Annotated in this window: 14 protein-coding genes; 2 read left to right on the top strand and 12 right to left on the bottom strand. The window is 37.1% G+C overall.

What is annotated here, in order from left to right; genetic code table 11:
- Nucleotides 1-2: 2 nt before the first annotated feature.
- Genes DLJ48_RS07315 through DLJ48_RS07305 form a run of 3 tightly spaced genes read right to left on the bottom strand, consistent with a single transcriptional unit; the run spans nt 3 to nt 2,443 of the window.
- Nucleotides 3-1,232 carry a hypothetical protein gene (locus DLJ48_RS07315; protein ID WP_128686820.1) on the bottom strand — a complete coding sequence of 410 codons (1,230 nt, stop codon included), beginning with the start codon at nt 1,230-1,232 and terminating at the stop codon, nt 3-5.
- Nucleotides 1,225-1,488, bottom strand: a complete 264-nt coding sequence (locus DLJ48_RS07310) for a type ISP restriction/modification enzyme (RefSeq protein ID WP_128686819.1) — start codon at nt 1,486-1,488, stop codon at nt 1,225-1,227. Before DLJ48_RS07310 ends, DLJ48_RS07315 begins: the two co-directional genes overlap by 8 nt.
- On the bottom strand, nt 1,475-2,443 hold the full coding sequence (locus DLJ48_RS07305; RefSeq protein WP_161566124.1) for a restriction endonuclease: 969 nt from the start codon (nt 2,441-2,443) through the stop codon (nt 1,475-1,477). Before DLJ48_RS07305 ends, DLJ48_RS07310 begins: the two co-directional genes overlap by 14 nt.
- A gap of 308 nt (nt 2,444-2,751) precedes the next feature.
- On the opposite strand from DLJ48_RS07305, the gene DLJ48_RS07300 reads away from it, so the two are divergent.
- Nucleotides 2,752-3,288: a restriction endonuclease subunit S gene (locus DLJ48_RS07300; RefSeq protein ID WP_338043472.1), complete on the top strand. Its 537-nt coding sequence runs from the start codon at nt 2,752-2,754 to the stop codon at nt 3,286-3,288.
- Here the strand turns inward: DLJ48_RS07300 and DLJ48_RS07295 are convergent.
- The 4 genes from DLJ48_RS07295 to DLJ48_RS07280 all read right to left on the bottom strand — a co-directional run bounded on the left by DLJ48_RS07295 (nt 3,280) and on the right by DLJ48_RS07280 (nt 10,387).
- The gene (locus DLJ48_RS07295) at nt 3,280-4,209 is read right to left on the bottom strand and encodes a site-specific integrase (RefSeq protein WP_128686816.1); all 930 of its coding nucleotides are present in this window, start codon (nt 4,207-4,209) and stop codon (nt 3,280-3,282) included. The two genes, DLJ48_RS07300 and DLJ48_RS07295, sit on opposite strands and share 9 nt — an antisense overlap.
- A gap of 130 nt (nt 4,210-4,339) precedes the next feature.
- The gene (locus DLJ48_RS07290; RefSeq protein WP_161566123.1) at nt 4,340-5,566 is read right to left on the bottom strand and encodes a restriction endonuclease subunit S; all 1,227 of its coding nucleotides are present in this window, start codon (nt 5,564-5,566) and stop codon (nt 4,340-4,342) included.
- Nucleotides 5,567-5,583: 17 nt separating this feature from the next.
- Entirely contained in the window at nt 5,584-7,179 is a 1,596-nt protein-coding gene (locus DLJ48_RS07285) for a type I restriction-modification system subunit M (RefSeq protein ID WP_128686814.1), read from the bottom strand.
- 16 nt (nt 7,180-7,195) lie between these two features.
- Nucleotides 7,196-10,387 (bottom strand): type I restriction endonuclease subunit R, encoded by a 3,192-nt coding sequence (locus tag DLJ48_RS07280; protein WP_128686813.1) that lies wholly within the window; start codon nt 10,385-10,387, stop codon nt 7,196-7,198.
- Between the two features lie 622 nt (nt 10,388-11,009).
- Between DLJ48_RS07280 and DLJ48_RS07275 the strand changes: the two genes are divergently transcribed.
- The gene (locus DLJ48_RS07275; RefSeq protein WP_128686812.1) at nt 11,010-12,011 is read left to right on the top strand and encodes a hypothetical protein; all 1,002 of its coding nucleotides are present in this window, start codon (nt 11,010-11,012) and stop codon (nt 12,009-12,011) included.
- Between the two features lie 503 nt (nt 12,012-12,514).
- Here DLJ48_RS07275 and DLJ48_RS07270 read toward each other — a convergent pair.
- Genes DLJ48_RS07270 through DLJ48_RS07250 form a run of 5 tightly spaced genes read right to left on the bottom strand, consistent with a single transcriptional unit; the run spans nt 12,515 to nt 17,505 of the window.
- Nucleotides 12,515-13,243, bottom strand: coding sequence for an L-ribulose-5-phosphate 4-epimerase (locus DLJ48_RS07270; protein ID WP_128686811.1), 729 nt, complete (start codon nt 13,241-13,243; stop codon nt 12,515-12,517).
- Nucleotides 13,244-13,263: 20 nt separating this feature from the next.
- Nucleotides 13,264-13,554: a PTS sugar transporter subunit IIB gene (locus tag DLJ48_RS07265; protein ID WP_128686810.1), complete on the bottom strand. Its 291-nt coding sequence runs from the start codon at nt 13,552-13,554 to the stop codon at nt 13,264-13,266.
- A gap of 42 nt (nt 13,555-13,596) precedes the next feature.
- Nucleotides 13,597-14,994, bottom strand: coding sequence for a PTS galactitol transporter subunit IIC (locus DLJ48_RS07260; protein WP_128686809.1), 1,398 nt, complete (start codon nt 14,992-14,994; stop codon nt 13,597-13,599).
- A gap of 23 nt (nt 14,995-15,017) precedes the next feature.
- Complete coding sequence (locus DLJ48_RS07255; protein ID WP_128686808.1) at nt 15,018-15,470, bottom strand: PTS sugar transporter subunit IIA; 453 nt, start codon at nt 15,468-15,470, stop codon at nt 15,018-15,020.
- On the bottom strand, nt 15,457-17,505 hold the full coding sequence (locus tag DLJ48_RS07250) for a BglG family transcription antiterminator (RefSeq protein WP_161566122.1): 2,049 nt from the start codon (nt 17,503-17,505) through the stop codon (nt 15,457-15,459). Before DLJ48_RS07250 ends, DLJ48_RS07255 begins: the two co-directional genes overlap by 14 nt.
- Between the last annotated feature and the right edge of the window lie 407 nt (nt 17,506-17,912).

The raw sequence follows: 17,912 nt of genomic DNA, 5'->3' as shown, positions 1-17,912 counted from the left end.
TTTTATTGCTCATTTTTTCGAAAATTTTGTATTTTTTCAAAATTACTTGTGTCGGTTCTGACTGTACTTTCAATTAGTTCATTTCTTTGCTTATCATTTTGAACCAATCGAATCATATAATCCTGTGGCAAAAATTCTACCTCCCGATCGTTGTTTGGCTGGCCATCTCCCTGCCAAAAAACTTCAAAATTAGAATTATCGAAAGAGAACATTTGATTACCATTCTCATCTTTTTTCGTATAATTTTTGTTTTTCAAAGCTTTAGCTATCGAATTGGTCAGCGTGGATTTTCCATTTGATCTTCCTCCAATAATTGTATTTAAATTGCTATTAAAATAGATCTTTTTATCAAACTTTTTGCCATCAATTTCTTGCTGAAACTTAACGTGGTCAATGGTAAGATAATCGCTTTTCTGGTCAGGCTTAGATTCGTCCAACGAGATTCGTGATTCTGGTTCAAATAAAATTTGTCTCAAACCATCGAATGTTAAGTCAGCTTTAATCCAAGAAAACTTTTTTCCAATCTGATCAAGTGAATGTGCGTCAGAATTCTGTAGTAGAGGTTTTACATATGGCGATTTATTTAGCCAATAGTTACGATCTTTTTGTAAATTATTGGCATTATCAGAAGAATGAATGAGAAAATCCGACTTCTTTGCAATATCTCTAAAAACAGTTTGATTTTTTGGATCAGCATCGCTAGTAGCGCTTCCGTGTCCTCTTGATAAAAATCCCTTAATATATTTACCTCTCAGCTCTTCATTTGCTTCTAAGATCTGATTCAGTTCTTCAAAAGATATACATGCTGTATGCTCAATCTGATCTTTACTGAGTCTGTTGAAGGCAACATCGATAGACTCTGTGCTTGCCTTGAGCTCTCCCATTAGATTTTTAATAACCTGATCATCTAAGCTGTCATCAAAAATAACATGATAATCAAATAGTTCGTCCACCTTATTTAGATTAGATAAACGAACTTCCATATTGAGAAAAGTCTTAATTCCCAAACTGTTGAGTCGATTTTTTAGCGCAAGATCTTCTTTTTTTAAATTAAAGTAATTAGTAAGGCCTATGGCAGACAAGCCACTTTGTTTGATGCAGTTCACAAAATCATCTTCACAAATCTCGCCTGTTGTATCATGAGAAAAACAATTATTCAGTTCTGAATAGCATGAATGAAGATGTAAATCCCATTTATGCCACTCAGATCCTCTGCTAATTTGATTAATCATTATCCGTTACCTCTAGCTTGGACAACTGCCCCACTAAATCAAGTGTCTTCAAGCTGATATTAATCACTTTCAACAACAAATCAAAGATGTATCGCTGGTCATCACTAAAGCCATTAGGGTCATCAACAATCCCAGAAGCATTATCCGTTTTGATCTGATACTGATCTAAGATCCACTCAATTGTGGGTTGACAATTCGCAACACAGTCATAAACTCTTAAGAAAATATACATGTTCTTACTCTCAAATATCTGCATCGAAGAAATCTTCATCTATCTCAAATAAATCAAAATGGTGCTTAACTTGAACACCGACTTGATATTTCAGCATCAAATTAGTCAAGCGAATCCCATCGATAATGATGATAGAATCGCTTTTAGCTGCTTCAGTCGCACCGTCAGAGTATTTCGAAGTTGTGATAAAAACACCACGATCGGCATGTGCGCGGTGAAGTGCGCCATAAAAAGCGTCAATTTCAGGACGTTGTACGACGTTTCCTTCTTTATATCTTTTGGCTTGTACATAGACAGTGCTTGTACCCAACGGGTCTTGGTTAATAACGCCATCGATCCCACCATCGTTAGTGAACTGAGTCGTCCAGGAAGTGCCATTGTCACCTTGATAGCCCATTGCAACCAATAATTTAACCACTAAGTTCTCAAAAAATTTCGGCTCAGACTCTCGGATTCTCTGTAATAAATCAGTTGCTACCTCATTGTTATACTTGGTACTTTGCTCAGTAATTTCTTTAATAAAACTGGATTTAGACAATTCCTCTTCGGCAGGACTGTCAGAAATATCATTAGCCTCAGTTGTCTGATTCCGTTCTTTTAATTCTTGTGTGTGAACCAGATAGGCAGCTTGAGCATGAATGATTTTGCCATCTAATTTGTAACCATATTTAGCAAAAACTTGTCTACCTAAATCAGTGATTGTATAAGTCGCTCTCCTTGGCCTCATCAGCAATCCGGCAGTCGTGAGTTCACTAATTGCCCAACCGGCACGATCGTCAATAATACGGCCGTCTGGATATTTAGGATAGGACTGATTATAAAGGTATTCCGGCAGACCAATACTACTAGCAGCCGTCTGTAAGAGGTCTGTCACATGCCACTCAGGTTTTTGAGCTGCTGTTTCTAGCACAACCGAGGCCATACCGTCCCATGTAGGTATATTGTGTTTACCGATTTTTAATTCCTTATAAGATACCAATTCAAACTCCTCTAAAAAATCAATACAACTCATTTTACTTTTAAAAAAAGACAAAATACTTTTTGCGGCTAAAATTTGAATTTCAAATAGTGGCTCAATCTCATTTCCTTCGATCGTCACAATTTTAGTGACAAAATTTTTAGGAATAAGCAGATAATTTTTGTCTACTAATCTTTGAATTTCACTTTAAACATTCAATATCAATGATAGTTAGTTCGTAATTTGTATCAATAATTTGCCAATTTTTGTCTTAAAGTTCGTTATTTTTTTGAGAATATTGTTTTCTTACATTTTTAAAAAATCATCTTATTTGGGAAAAGCGTAAGTTCGACAAAATAGTTACTCGAATTTCCAAAAGTACCGCAGATATTGATTTACCCAGGATTGAATATGCAGACTTAATATCTAGCGAAGGACGTCTCAATAATGATATTTTTTCCAAAACAGATCATAGAAAAGGAACGGAGTTTGAAAGTAATGATGTCTTATTTGGCAAGTTACGACCTTACTTGAATAATTGGTTTTTTCCTTCATTCAAAGGCGTAGCTTTGGGTGATTTTTGGGTCCTTCGAGCAACAGAGGATATGTCTCCAATTTTTGTTTTCTCAATTATTCAGAATACAAAATATCAGACTGTTGCTAATTTATCCGCTGGAACAAAGATGCCTCGTTCCGATTGGAAAAAGGTATCGTCAACTTATTTCTTTATTCCAAAATTAACTGAGCAAACCAAGATTGGCCAATTCTTTCGATCTTTAGATTCTCTGATAACTGTCAACCAGCGTCATGCACCAATTCAAGCAAAAACGCATGTCGCCATGCGTTTCTTATATTTTTTACATTAGAGTTGTCAGATATCGCATGATTTTGTCAGTATCTTGGTTCTCCAATTCCTGAATCACATGCAAATAAGTTCTTTGAGTTGTATTCATATTCGAATGTCCCAGTCTTCTGGCTACAGAACCAATTGAGACACCAGCATATAGCAGCAATGAAGCGTGAGTGTGTCTTAGGCCATGAACGCTGATTGCTGGGATCCCCGCTCGAGAACAATATCGTTCCAAACGATCATTAGCTGTAGCGTTATAAATCTTTTGTCCGGGCAAAACGAAAATCGGCTGGTCCTTAGGTTTGTCCTTAATTAACTGGGCAAATTGCATAGCAACCTGCCAATCAACAGGCACTTTACGAATAGAAGCCCGATTCTTTGTTAAAGCAAAAGCACCCGAACTTGTCTTGTAATCCCATGTTTTGTTAATCGATACAGTTAACCGGCTGAGGTCAAAATCGTCTGGCGTAATACCCAAAGCCTCACTAAATCGAAGACCAGTCTTAGCAATTAAGAGAAAAAAATAATCCCAAGAAATATGTTCATCCAATGTGAATTGAGCCAATAATTTTGTGAGTTGCTGTTGATTTAAAAATTTGGTCTTGTGGTGTTGTGTGACAACACCTTTGACAACGACCTTCCTAGTTGGATCAATCGTAAGCAGTCCTTCTTCTAAAGCATCTAAAATTGACGCCTTTAATTGGTGATGAAAATCCATTACCGTCTGCTTCTCGTGATTTTGAGCATAATCATTCAGTAGTTCCTGATACGTTTGCCGATTTAAATCGCAAAGCCTGAGATCCGGCTTTAACATGCGTAAATGCTTCAAAGTCTGTCGATATTTGTCATAGGTAATGCGACGAATGGCTCCCTTTTTATAAAGCAGCATCCACTGCTTGTAATAGACGTGAAAAAGAATCTTGTTTCCTTGTGGCATCGTAACCACCTCCAAAATAAAAATAGCGGCCCTTTAAGAGTCGCTATTTATTATGCTGGATTAAGATTTGTAGTCTGGAAGACAGGCACCCAATTGATCATCAATTCAGTCAATTTAGGCCGAAAAAACATTAGCAAAACATTTTTTGAAGATATCCTTGTTTGAGTTTTTTTAAAGCATCCAGTTTACGCTGGTTGACCGAGATAGTCACATCTAGAGACTTAAAAAAGAAACCGATTTTGACTTGCTGCTTATATAAAGGGACAGAAATTTTATGTTTTAAAAATTCTTTTGCAACTAAATTATTCATCATTGTTGCTTTAGTCGTAACTTTAGTTAATATATCTCCCATCACATTTTCATCGTGAATATAGTACTTCCAAAAATATAAATCGTATTTTGCAATTGGCCTAAACACATCAAACACATGCGAAACAATTCCGTCTCCAATATCGTTTTCCACAAATCTTCCGTGCAAAAAATTCTTGCTTTTATTTCCTTCAAAAGCTATATCGCCAATTTTGAAAACGTTATAAGTCTGCATATAATCTGCATCTGATCTGGAAGAGTCATTTTTGTAGTACATATTGGCAACTGAAATGATCTTATCAGCTCCAAATGATAAATCATTCTTTTCAGTTACTTTTTTGTATAGCTCAAAAAACTTACGCTTTTCCCAAGGTGTCGTGTAACCAGCAAATCTTAATTCTGGAAATTCAGAACCATTTTGTGGAAACATTTTTTGCAAATAAGCTTTTTTGAGTTTTTTTAGCTCTTCTAACTTACGCTGGTTGACAGCTATCAAGTTATCCATTGTTTTAAAGAAAGAACCAATCTTGGCTTGCTCGTCTAAATTAGGTAATTGAAATATTAGTTTCCCTAAAGATCCGAGGTAAATTCCTCCTTGTGCCGACGTTGAGACAAGCTGCTTCAGTTGTTTTTTAACTGCATCGGAATTGAACTCCGTACCTAAAAAAAGTTGCTTAGTTTCATTGTTTCCTCTGATAATAGCAACTGAACGCTGAAACGCAATTAGGTCTTGGCTGTTTTTATGGTAGATCGCGGTTTCACCTATTGAACCAACTATTGTTAGGAGCAAATCCTTATCCTTTAACTGATAGTTTTTATAAATGATTTCGTAGTCGGGCTTGTTAATTTTTCTATCAGATTGATCATAAACAACTTGACCATTTCGGATATTTTTCGCGCTTAACAAATGTGCGTAATTCCCGTCCTTATGAGTACCGTGAGTTCCATCTTTGAGTAGAGAGACTATTGCACCTAACTCACGCTTTTCCCAAGGGCCACTGAATCCTTGAAAGCGTAGTTCGGGGATATTTTTATTTTCTTCAGCCATATTTATTAGCATATTTATTAGTCTTCCTGCTGAGAACCAGTCGAAACCAATTGTGCTTCTAATGCTTGAAAAGCGGTAGTAGCTTCAGCGATCTGTTGATCAATATCGGCAAGATTCTCCTTGACTTGTGCTAAATCAATTTCGGGTTCTGCTTCAAAAGTATCCACATAACGTGGAATATTCAGATTATAATCATTGGCTTTAATTTCATCCATTGAAGCAACATGGGCATATTTATCAACGTTCTGACGCTTTTTATAACTGTTGACAATTTTTTCAATATTCTTCTCAGTGAGTCGGTTTTGATTTTTGTCCTTTTCGAAATCATTCGAAGCATCAATGAATAAGACATCGTTAGTTCTTTTATGTTTCTTCAAAATCATAATCAAAGTCGGAATACCAGTCGAATGAAAGATATTGGCTGGCAGACCGATAATGGCGTCAATGCGATTATCTACAAGCAATTTTTGCCGGATTTTGCCTTCAGCCGCTCCTCTAAATAAGACACCGTGTGGCAAAACGATTCCCATTGTGCCCTGTTCCTCTAAATGATAAAAACCATGTAGCAGAAAGGCGAAATCAGCTTTGGATTTTGGCGCTAAAGCACCGTAATCTCTAAAGCGTGGATCAGAAAGTCGTTTGTCACTATTATCCCATTGCGCAGAATAAGGTGGATTCATGACGACAGCATCAAATAAATAGGGTTCGTCAGTCGGCCAATCCTTGGCCAAAGTATCGCCATTATTCAAATGCATATCTTCATAAGAAACATCGTGCAGCATCAAATTCATGCGAGCCAAATTAAAAGTCGTCGTATTTAATTCTTGACCATGATAACTAATCAAACTTGGATTCTCGACGTGTTGACCAACATTCAGCAAAAGCGATCCAGATCCAACCGCTGGATCATAAATACTTTTAATTTGTGCATCCCCTTGATCTCGCTGATAAGTCACAATCTGGGCAATAATGTCTGAGACTTGCCGCGGCGTATAGAATTCACCAGCTTTTTTACCAGAATCACTAGCGAATTGGGCGATCAAATATTCGTAGGCATCCCCTAAGACATCACCATTGTGAGCTGTCAAATCAATATTATTTAAGGCTAACATCGTGTCACTAATAGCCTGATTACGCTGTTGCAGGCTATTGCCAAGCTTGTTGCTTGATAAATCCACATCAGCAAATAAACCAGCGAAGTCTTGAGCTGAGCGTTGACCAATTGTAGAATTTTCCAGATCATGTAAAGCTTGTGCGAGATCATCTAAGGCAAATTGATGGTTTTTAATTTTCTCAATCAAGCTGCTATACAAGGCATCAGGCTCAATCAAATAACCAAGACTTTCCTCTATGTATTCAACAGTATCGTCACGCATGGCCATATCTTCAAGCAAGAAATTCGGATCTAGATACTCAGCATAATATTTTTCAATATCATGATCAATCCCGGCCCAAACGCTAAAAGTGGATAATACTTTTTCTGATAAAAAGCGATAAAAGATAAGTCCGAGTAAATAGTTTTTATACTCCGACGCATCCATCTTTCCTCTTAAGACATCAGCAGCACTCCATAAGCTGCTTTCTAGTGAACTAGCACGATTTTTACTTTCCATGAATCATCATCCCTCGTTATTTTCTTAAATAGACTGCTAATTGTTCTTCAATAAAATCGCGCCAAGCCTTCTTAGCCTTAATTCGATAAATTGGTAATGGTCCGTGAAACTGAAGTCCCGCTGGACTATTCGTCTGTGCCCGAATGGCTTGCTGCATATCAGCTGTTTCAGTCAATTCTTGTTCGTGCTCCCAAACATCGGAATCAGTCTGATGTTCGTTAGCCACTCGCAACAGAGCAGCACTTTTTAAACCCCATAGGTCAGCAAATTGACGCGCTTTTTCATATAGCTGTTGTTGTTCATAGTTTACATTGAGTTCCTTAGCAACTAGTTTATCGACTGGTTTTCCCTGAATCGTTTTAGCTTGTTGTTCAGCTAATTGTGTTTTTGCATTGGCTAATTCAGCTCTTAATAAATCAGCTTGTTCTGGATTTCCCGATTTTGAAAGTTGATTAATTTTCTCTTGAATATCCGCTTCACCTTTCAGGTAATCGCTCATATTTTCTTGAATTTCTTGTTGCGTCTTATAATTTTGTTGTTGATCTAACCAATCCTGAATCAAATTTGTGATGAAGTCGTAGTCAACTAGCGTGACCGATCCAACTGATAATGAAAAGTCTAAGCTTGTCAGTTCATCATCATCGTGACCATCGATTGATTGAACTTCATTTTTAATCCGATTAAATTTCCCAGCATAGTGTTCGATTTCTTCTTCACTTATACCGAACTTTCGCTGACCATCTTTCCAGCTGAAATCCGTGTACATGGAGAGCGAGTTTAATTGCGCATTCAGTTTTCTAAAAGCTTTAACAAAACGAACTTTTTCGTAATTGCCCTTTAAGTCATCGGCCGCATCCGCTACAGGTGCAATTGCTTTTAAATCAGCAACCGTCTCCTTAAAATGTGTGACAGCTTTATCGTAAGTTGGCCGCGTGACTAAATTGAAAGTACCTTCACCGCTATATAGCTTGTAAGCCTCCTGTTCGTTAGATTCCATCGTTGCCGGCATACGAAAAGTGACAATTTGTCCCTCTTGTTTGAGATCTTTATTTTGTAGACGATTAGTACGTGAATAAGCCTGAATTAATTCCTGATATGCCAAAACGCGATCAACAAAGAGTGTATTCAATCGTGGCGCATCAAAGCCTGTCAATAAGCGTCGAACGACAATTACTAAATTAATCTCTTCGTCTTTAGTCAGGTGGGCATATTGGTCCTCTCGACGTGCAGCTCTTTTAGCGACATCTTCGTTGTATAAACTCAAATCATCAATAGCAAAATTTGTATGATACTGCTGGTTATAATCTTTGAGTACCGCCAACATCTGTTTGCGATTCTTCGTGCTATCATCCTCGTTTTCCGACATGGAATAAGTAATCGCAATTCGCGGCCAATCAGGATCATAATCATCGACAAAATCCGAATTTTGTTTGGCTTCCTTGAAAAGCTGATAGTAACGCTGAGCCAATTTGATCGAACTAGTCGTTAAAATTGCATTGAAATTTCCGTGACCCAGGCTTGTTTTCTTCGGACCATTTTTGAGAATATAAGTCACAACCTGTTTTAAATGCTGATCATTTTCGAAATCAGCTTTAGTCAGATAACTTTCCTTTTCTGTTGCAGACAAATTATGGACTGATTTGCGAATCGTCAACAGATCATTTTCAGTCAACACTTTGCCTTGCTGAAAACGTTTGGTTGACATTTTCTTTTTTTCTTCGTCAATAGCCCGATCAATCAGGGTCTGAGAACTAATCGTATTGACATGTTCAACATTAAAAGGCAACACCGCTTGATCTTCCAGCGCATCACGAATGTTATATGTATGGCAAACATGTCCGAAAAGTTCTTCAGTCGTAACGGCTAAATCACCCTTCAGGACTTTTTTATTCTCGTTAAAAATCGGTGTTCCAGTGTAACCATACCAGTTACTGTTAAAGAAAGCCTTACGAATTTCTTTTTGCATCGTGCCAAATTGAGAGCGATGAGCTTCATCAACAAAGAAGACAACGTGTTTCGCAAATAATTTTGAAAAACGCGTTTGTTTGCCGGCTTCCACTGCTTCTAACTGACTCTTAACTGCACGATGCATTTTTTGGATGGATGCAACCAAGACTTTGCCATCATTCTCATTCAGTTTTTTAATTAAATCAGCGGTGTTGGCTGCCTCTTTAATGGTCATGTCATCATTAGCAGCATAAGCCGAAAAGTTGCTGGTCGTTTGCTCATCTAAATCTTTTCGATCCACCAAAAAAATGACACGATCGACGGACGGATCTTGGGCAGCTAATTTTGCCGTTTTATAGGATGTCAGCGTCTTGCCAGAACCAGTCGTATGCCAAACAAAACCATCTTCATGCTGATGAATGCGAGCCATAACCGCTTGAATCGCGTAAATCTGATATGGACGCAACAAAATCAAGCTCTTTCTTTCTTCATCCATCACCGTATATTCGCTGACAAGTTTATGCGCCATCGGAATATTTAAGACCTGTCGCGTGAAATCGAGACCGTTTTCAATCGGATGGTTATCAACAGTTCGCCAATGGAAAGTCAGATCTTTTCTAAATTGTCCGATTTCACAATTTGCAAAATAAGCCGTACTATCTGGACTCATAATGACAAACATTTGCAAAAGCGAGTAAATATCGGTGTATTTTTTCTCAGCGGCATACTTTTCGATTTGGTCAAAAGCATGACCAAGCTCGACCGTTGATTTTTTAAACTCAATCTGAATTAACGGCAGCCCATTAATTAGAAGGCTAACATCAAACCGACGATCTTGATCTAGAAGATTCGCACCATCACCTTTAGGGCGAATGGCTTGCCTAACAATTTCGTAACTGGATTTGCCGCCAGCAACATCAGCTTTCCAAAAAAGTTCCAGCGTGACTTTGTCTAATTTAGCATCGTCTCGTTCAATTTCTATTTTGCCAATTCCATTTTCAGCAGCTAATAATTTGGCTCCTTGATAAGGTGTTTGCACTTCAATCGCTCTTTGCACTCGAGAAAATTCAGTGTTGGTTAGGGGTTGGCCATGAAGCGTAGCAAAATTATTATTATTGATTTTGTCTCGGAGATTAGCCCACAATTGATCGGGCGTCGCTTCATATAAGTCTTTTCTCTCAACCCACTGATTATGGCCCACAGTTAGTTGGTTAACGACTTCCTTTTCAAAGTCCAGCTCGGCTTTCGTTTTGTAGTCCATCCTAATCCCTTCAAAACATGAGACTGTTAACAAAACACGGTCTCTTCCCAAATAAAAACACTAATTTGATTATAGAACTATTGAGCCTTAGACCAGAGTAGCTTAAGCTGAGATAAATACATATGTTTAGAGAATATCAGTGAGTTGCAAAACGAATGTAGGTTCTGTCATCATACGAATTATTTTCTTCGAGAAAACACTTTGTTGATTTGTATTGGCTAATCAGTAAAGGATCCATTTTTTTAATTTCAGATAATTTATCTTCACTTTTTTTAAAGAGTCAAACAATTCAGGATAACCATCACTAGCCAAAACAATCTCTTTCGCATCATTAACTGAAACTATTTTTATGTGGCTCTTAAAATCACCAAAACCATCTAATACTAAAAAGCCATATTCAGTGTTGGCAAAATCAGATTGTGTTTTTAAAAATCGAAAGACTTTAATAGATTAATCCACCATATCTATATCCAAGAACAGCACCTGAAAAACTACAATAGATAGCTATAAAATTTGGAGAAGTTACTGGCAACGGTCAAAATAACTAAACAATCAATTAACTGTTTAGTTATGAAAGAGCACATAAAAAGCTTAAACTTAATTTGAATTAAAAGGGATAAAGATGAAAAAGAGAGCATCGATCATCGTAGGATCAAGCCTAGTGGCTATTCTATTAGCAAGTTGTGGGGCCTTCTGGTATCTTCAGATGAATTCAAGACAGCAAAGAACGGTATCAACTGAAAGACGCAAGTCGGAGAAGCAAAAATCGAATGATAAAAAAATAGTTTTAAAGGCCAGCGGCTATAATTATAAAATTGCTACCGTTAAAGGGACCTTGGGTGGAGTCTTTGCCACCCCAACTTCGCTTACTAAAATATTAAATAAAAAAATAATTCTTGATCTTGTTGCTTCTCTGCCAGGTATGAATGGTTCGGAACTTATATCGATGTCATGCACTGCAAGCCAATGGCAGGTAAAAGTTAAGAGATTTTCAATAAACTATACTATCCAACTAACCCATTATCAAGATAGTATTGGTCTAATAAGTCTATCGTCAAGCAATATCCATCAGCAGCAAGATTATACTTTTACAATTCCCGAAAAATACTATGCACTATATCGAAAAGAAGATGCAAAGATAGCCAGCAGTTTTTCTAAGGCTGCCAATACAGCCCTTATATCATCAAATAGTTCAGAAAGAAGTTCAGCAGAATCAAGCTCTTTTGAAGGACTTAAAAACATTCAGGACATTATTACAGGAAAAGGTTTTGATATCACGCCAATTTTGTACGATGGTGAAGATGTTGATAAAGCTATGAACGAAAACAAAGCACTTCAAAATACAGTTCACGACAACTTTATTGTAGGCTATTTTCAGAATGCAACAACGGCTCGCGTGGCTAGTATGGGTGTGGCTTATTCGGAACCATATTCATTATCTGATCACTATATATCCATCGGATCTCAGGACTTCAAAAACATTCCTTATTCCTTAAATGGAAATACCGTTACCTTTAGCACCTGGCAGACGCAGACCTCGGACGGTCATACAATTACGTGGAAAATGGCATGGGATTCTGACGCTGGAGACATAGTGGGCGCAAAGACAACACAAAACCCATAAAAAGAGTCCACCAATAGTTAGCTAGTGGGTATATAGAATGTATCTGAATGGCTCAAAGTTCCATTAGCTTGGACCTAATTTGCCAAACAGAAATATCACAAGATCATGAGTACGATAGATAATTTACTGAATATTAAATATCTAGGGACCTATACAAATATAAGAGATTAAAACTTACCGCGATTATGACTAATCTAGTTGAACTAGCCATGTTTTTGTTGATTTGTTCTAATCGATCAACCATATCCTTAGCCAATTTAAGATTGGACTAGAATCCAAAGAGAATAAGAGACAAGTAGGTTTCAGGGAGAACAGTACTTAGAACGTGTTGCTAACAATCTTTCTAAACGTCTAATATTAAAAAGTCCTCACATTTTACATGCAAGGACTTTTACGGCACACTACTCACAAGACCAATTTATCATCTATTGTGATTCGTTCAATAAACAAAAAGGGAAATAAAATTAAGATTTGGAATAGTATTTATTTAATTAGCTGTCTTATCAAGCATGTGCCGCATGCCCTTTAACCTCAGCACTGTGTTGACCATAGTAAGCATGCTGGCCATGCTTTCTGTAGTAGTGCTTATCTAAGAGGTATTGGGGTAAATGAGAATTACGATGAGTCAGTTGCAGACTGTGATAGGCGATTTCAGCTGAGACTTCTAAGACCTTGGCATTGTAAACCGATTTCTCAGCGCTTTCTCCCCAGGTAAAGGGACCATGCTGGCTGACTAAGACAGCCGGGACAGCATCAGGGTCTAATTGACGCTTGTTAAATTCATCCACGATCACTTTGCCTGTGTTCAATTCATAAGCGGTGTTGATCTGTTGTTCATTTAAAGCCGGAGCACAGGGAATATCGCCATAGAAGGTATCGGCCTGGGTCGTACTGACAGCTGGGATATCCATCTCAGCGGCCGCAAAGGCCACTGCCCAGGGACTATGTGTATGGGTAATAGCGCCAATCGTTAAAAAGTGCCGGTACAAGTAGGCATGTGTCGGGGTATCAGACGATGGGTTCAAGTCCCCTTCGACCACTTGGCCTTGTAAGTTGACCACGACCATGTCTTGGGGCCTTAACTGCTCATAGGCAACCCCAGAAGGTTTGATCACAAACAAGCCTTGTTGTCGATCAATGGCTGAGACATTCCCCCAAGTAAAGGTGACGAGTCCTAATTTTGGTAGCTGCATGTTAGCGTCATAGACCCTTTGTTTTAAAGTTTCAAGCATTTCTAAGTTCCTCCTGTTGATCAGGATTGAATAATACTAGCAATTTGGTCTATAACAGAATCTGCGCCAACACCAGTTAAGAGCGATATTCCATTGATGATTGGAATATTGACGTTATCACTTTCATATTGTGAAGTAACTAAAACAGCATCGTAATCTCCGGCGTTTGATTCAATTTCTCCAACTGAGCCTTGACCAATTTTATAATTATCTTCAGGGATATTGCGTTCTTCTAATCCCTCTTTTAATTTAGTAATGGCAATCGTACTAGTAACTACTCCTGCGCCACACGCTACAAAAATTTTTTTCATAATAATGTTTCTCCTTTACCTTCTGTGGACATTTAACAAGTTTTATTTTGAATCTGCAGGCGCAACGACAGCCTTTTCGCTTTCAATGATTTTCTTTCTATTCCAAAGAGCCAGACCAACACAGAGAATCGTTCCCAAAATATAAACTAAAATTTTGAATTGAGCGATATGAACAAATACCCATGGAAAAGGGTTGGAACCGTAATCAATACTGCTAATCAATGAGGATCCTTTTGGAATGGAAAACTTAGCTGAACGTGCAGCGCGAGTTACTAGTGGGGCCAAATTGGTCGCTATCCAAAGACCCAAAACAACATTTACAGCACCAATAATAAAGGAACGGAAGAAATCCCCATGACAAATTGCCACTATTAATGGAAACATGAAGACAAATCCAACCAGACCAATTGTAGGCATAAATTGGTTACCTGGTAAAATAAAAGCAAATACCAAAGCGACCGGAATCATAAGCGTAGCACATGCTAATACTACTGGACTTCCAATGCCTACAGCAGTATCCATGCCAATATAGATTTTACGTTTTCCGGAAAACTTCTTTTGAATATACTTTTGAATAGCTCCCGAGACTGGTATAACACCTTGAAGAAGTAGAGCAGCCATTTTCGGTGTAATGATCATGACCGCTGAAAGCGTCACACCCATCAGCATAATTTTCCCCAATTTATCAGGAATTGAAAGTCCTGGAGCAGCAACATAGGCCAGTGTCCCGATAGCACATCCAATAATGAATCCTAACAAAGTTGGTTCACCCCATGCACCAAATTTTTTGTTAAAGCCCTTAGCATCTAGATGGACTTTATTGATTCCAGGGATTCTTTCAAGAATCCAATTCATCACAATCGCAATTGGAACAAATGATCCAGCATAGCCATGAGGAATAGAAATCCCTGGTAAACCAAGATATTTTTCCGACAACGGTGCAGTTCTATCAGCAATAACCATAATAATGATCATGTTCATGGAAGCGCAGAAGAGACTGAAAGTGATATCTTTGGTCAAAGCAAAGACCAAAGAACCAGAAAATGCAAAATGCCAAAAATCCCAAATATCAACGTCAATCGTTGAAGTTGTTTTGGATACCAGCATCAGAATATTGATTAGTATCCCCAATGGGATAATACTTACACCCACAGCCGTTCCATAGGCTATAGCACTCGCTGAGGGCCAGCCGACATCAATGACTTGCAAATTCATGTGCATGATTTTAATCATGTTTTGAATTGCAGGATTCATAACACTGGTCAAAATAGAAACCGTAGCGTTTAAGCCGATAAAGCCGATTCCCACCATCAAACCACCGCGCAAAGCTTTAGTAAAGGGAACACGAACAGCTAAGCCAAAAATCAACATGACAATCGGGATCATCACAGTAGGCCCTAAACTGACTATGTACATAATGAAATTAATAATGTCTTTCATTGTATAAATACCATCTTTCTTTGTTAGAGAAGCTTTACAAGCTTCTGATAAATTTTTTTTGAATCTTTTTCACTGGATAAAGAGACTAAGAGTTTTTCGTCCTGAAAAATTGACATGAGCTTTTCTAAAGTTTTAACTTGTCCGTGAGGTTCCGCTATGGCTAGCATGACAACAACCGAGACTTTCAAGGTCTCGCCATTTATTGCCATGTTTTGAAACTCAATTGGGTGCTTCAAATTAGCAAAAGCAATTACCGATTTATTAACATACTTAGCATCTGTATGTGGAATAGCTACTTGTATGGCACCTGTTGGTAAACCGGTTGGATACTTTTGCTCTCTTTTTTCTACAGCCTCTTGGAAAGTTATTTTTACATTGCCATTTTCATATAATTTGTCTGCTAAAAAATCAATTAAAGCGACCTTATCCTCTACATCGACATCAGTGAAAACTAGATTAGCGTCAATTAGCGTCAATTGCTGTCTCCTTTTCTTTTTTCTTTATAAGTTGATATATAGTTTCCGTATCTGAGGCAGAAATAATTTGATGAATCAGTTTTGCGTCACTTGCTATAGAGGTCAATTGTTCAATTGCTCGAAGATGTTTTTTCGTATCACAAATTGCAATAGGCACAATTATAGATATGCTTTGCCCTGTAGGAAACTTGACTGCATGTTTTAGAACTGTAAAACCAAAACCATCATTTAAAATACCGTTCTCCGCTGTTGTGTGTGGAATCGCAATTTGAGATCCTAGAAAACTATAATTTTTTTCGGATTCAGTATTTTTTAAAATTGTATTTAAATACTTTTGATTCACAATTCCGCTTCTGATTAATGGTTCAGCGGCAATTTCCAATGCATCTTGCCAGTCAACCTTTTTATCTAATAAGCACATAAGTTGAGGGGCGATATAGTCAGACAAATCCGGGAGTTCCTTTTGAATACTATAAGTTTGCTGCTCAGTCGATAGCCATTGCTTCAAATCACCTTTTAATCCTGTCACATCAATTGAATTTACGTGTTTTCGAACTATTTGTATAATTTTATCTAAAGTGGTTTCAATATTCTTTAATCCAAATTCATTCAGAACCCTGTAACGAAGTTTTATAGCATCTTCAGGGGAGACAATTGGCTGAATAATATACTGCTTTGCGTTTGTCTTCAAAGGAACCGTAGTAAATACTAAGTCATAATCATCAGAAAATGTTTCAAAATCTCTGACAGAAGTTGCTGATAAAAAGGCAATTTCAGGAAATAAATGAACTAAGTTTTGAAACATCAATTTTGATACAATCACACCATTGGTACATACTACGGCTGCTTTCGGCTTTATTATTGACAAATTTTTAGCATTCTCTAAATCACCACCAAAATAAAAAACAATTAATTTGACTTCATTTTCTGGGAATTTTTTTCCTGTTATCTGCTCTAGAGGAGATATTATTTTTCTGATACTTGCAGCTAAGAATTCATATTGCGAGTCCTTAATTAATATTTGTGATGTATTGATATCATTGAGATGTAGACCGTATTTCACACGGTAAACAGCAGGTCTCAAGTGGGCTAATAACCGTTGTTCAAATTCTTCATGATTTTGAATTTGAACAAGCGTCTTTTGTTCAAAAGATGAAACCATCTCTTTAATAGCTTTTAAAATCGTATAATCAGAGAATGAGAATTTGCCTCTAATCGTATTAGCTGAAAGAAACAAAATGGATATCCATTCTATGTCAGATTGGCAGGCTACCCAATCTGGATTAACAAGCTTAGAAATAACACTAAATTCTTTTGTGTCAGCAATTTGATTCAAAAAGTAATTATCGTTAGCTGTCTTGTTGGCGCGATTCCTACTAATATTTATTAATAATGAGTACACCAAGTGGTTGAAAGCGTTATCCGAATATGAAATGCCAACTTGTTGTTCCACTTGTCTCACAAAATGTATCATTTCATCAATTGAAATATCTGATAAGTTTGCAATCAATTCATGACTATCATCATATCTTTCTAGGTTAGAGATCGTTTCATTAATCAGGAACCGTTGTTGTGGTTCGTTTCCATCAATAAGGTAACCATTCTGCCAACTATTTTGGAGTTCAAGATGATATTTTGAGACAAGTATCCTAACGTTCCTCATATCCTTCGCTGCCGTTGCTTGGCTGACTCCCAGTAAGTGATAAATATTAATCAAAGATAAAGGTATATTCGCTGTTAAGATATACAGAATAATGATCATACAACGTTCTTGTTCCGTATGGTAAACATTTTTTTGTTTTCCATTTATTTTATCTTTGAGGAAATAGTTAATTATCTCTGCTGATACTAAAATTGTCCCAAGAGGTGTCCTCTGCAAAGTTGGTAAATTATCATTAGATAGTTCTGTATTAATTTGATCAATAGAATACGATAACTGGCGTCGTGTTAAATGTAATTTTGCTTCTATTTTTTTGCTTTTGATATCGGGATGTTTGATGATCTCGGTAAGAATAGCAATATTTCTATCGTTCAAAAGAGTTCCTCCTTGGGACAACTTCATTATATTTTGAAATTAATATTAAATGTATGCGCTTTCTTATAACTTTTGTACAGCTTTTTAATTAAAAATGTACTTAGTTGTTTTTCAGCACTATTGAAGGGTCTGAATATAAAAACCATACTTAGATACGTACAGTCTTTATTAAGCCAAAATCCACGATAATACTAAGAAGATTATCAACTGATATTATGCTGGGAATTCAACATAATAATCAATGATTTTCTTTAAGGCTTGGTATATACTTTCTTCACGGTATTGGGCCAAAAGATTATCAGAGATATACATACCTCGACTAAATTTTTATGTACATCCAGAGTCTTATTTAACTAATCTTCACAGAAATCGCATCTCTTCTTCAAAAGGTATTAATTTTTTTGATT

It is taken from the genome of Oenococcus sicerae, assembly GCF_004102045.2.
GTDB classification, from domain to species: Bacteria; Bacillota; Bacilli; order Lactobacillales; family Lactobacillaceae; genus Oenococcus; species Oenococcus sicerae.
The sequence above is the reverse complement of the archived record's forward strand: the minus strand, read 5'-3'. Positions and strand labels throughout refer to the sequence as shown.

Coding starts and splice junctions, on each gene's coding strand:
- DLJ48_RS07260 (WP_128686809.1), bottom strand. CDS start 14,994: ATGAAAGACATTATTAATTTCATTATGTACATAGTCAGTTTAGGGCCT.
- DLJ48_RS07310 (WP_128686819.1), bottom strand. CDS start 1,488: ATGCAGATATTTGAGAGTAAGAACATGTATATTTTCTTAAGAGTTTAT.
- DLJ48_RS07275 (WP_128686812.1), top strand. CDS start 11,010: ATGAAAAAGAGAGCATCGATCATCGTAGGATCAAGCCTAGTGGCTATT.
- DLJ48_RS07280 (WP_128686813.1), bottom strand. CDS start 10,387: ATGGACTACAAAACGAAAGCCGAGCTGGACTTTGAAAAGGAAGTCGTT.
- DLJ48_RS07295 (WP_128686816.1), bottom strand. CDS start 4,209: ATGCCACAAGGAAACAAGATTCTTTTTCACGTCTATTACAAGCAGTGG.
- DLJ48_RS07270 (WP_128686811.1), bottom strand. CDS start 13,243: ATGCTTGAAACTTTAAAACAAAGGGTCTATGACGCTAACATGCAGCTA.
- DLJ48_RS07285 (WP_128686814.1), bottom strand. CDS start 7,179: ATGGAAAGTAAAAATCGTGCTAGTTCACTAGAAAGCAGCTTATGGAGT.
- DLJ48_RS07290 (WP_161566123.1), bottom strand. CDS start 5,566: ATGGCTGAAGAAAATAAAAATATCCCCGAACTACGCTTTCAAGGATTC.
- DLJ48_RS07265 (WP_128686810.1), bottom strand. CDS start 13,554: ATGAAAAAAATTTTTGTAGCGTGTGGCGCAGGAGTAGTTACTAGTACG.
- DLJ48_RS07315 (WP_128686820.1), bottom strand. CDS start 1,232: ATGATTAATCAAATTAGCAGAGGATCTGAGTGGCATAAATGGGATTTA.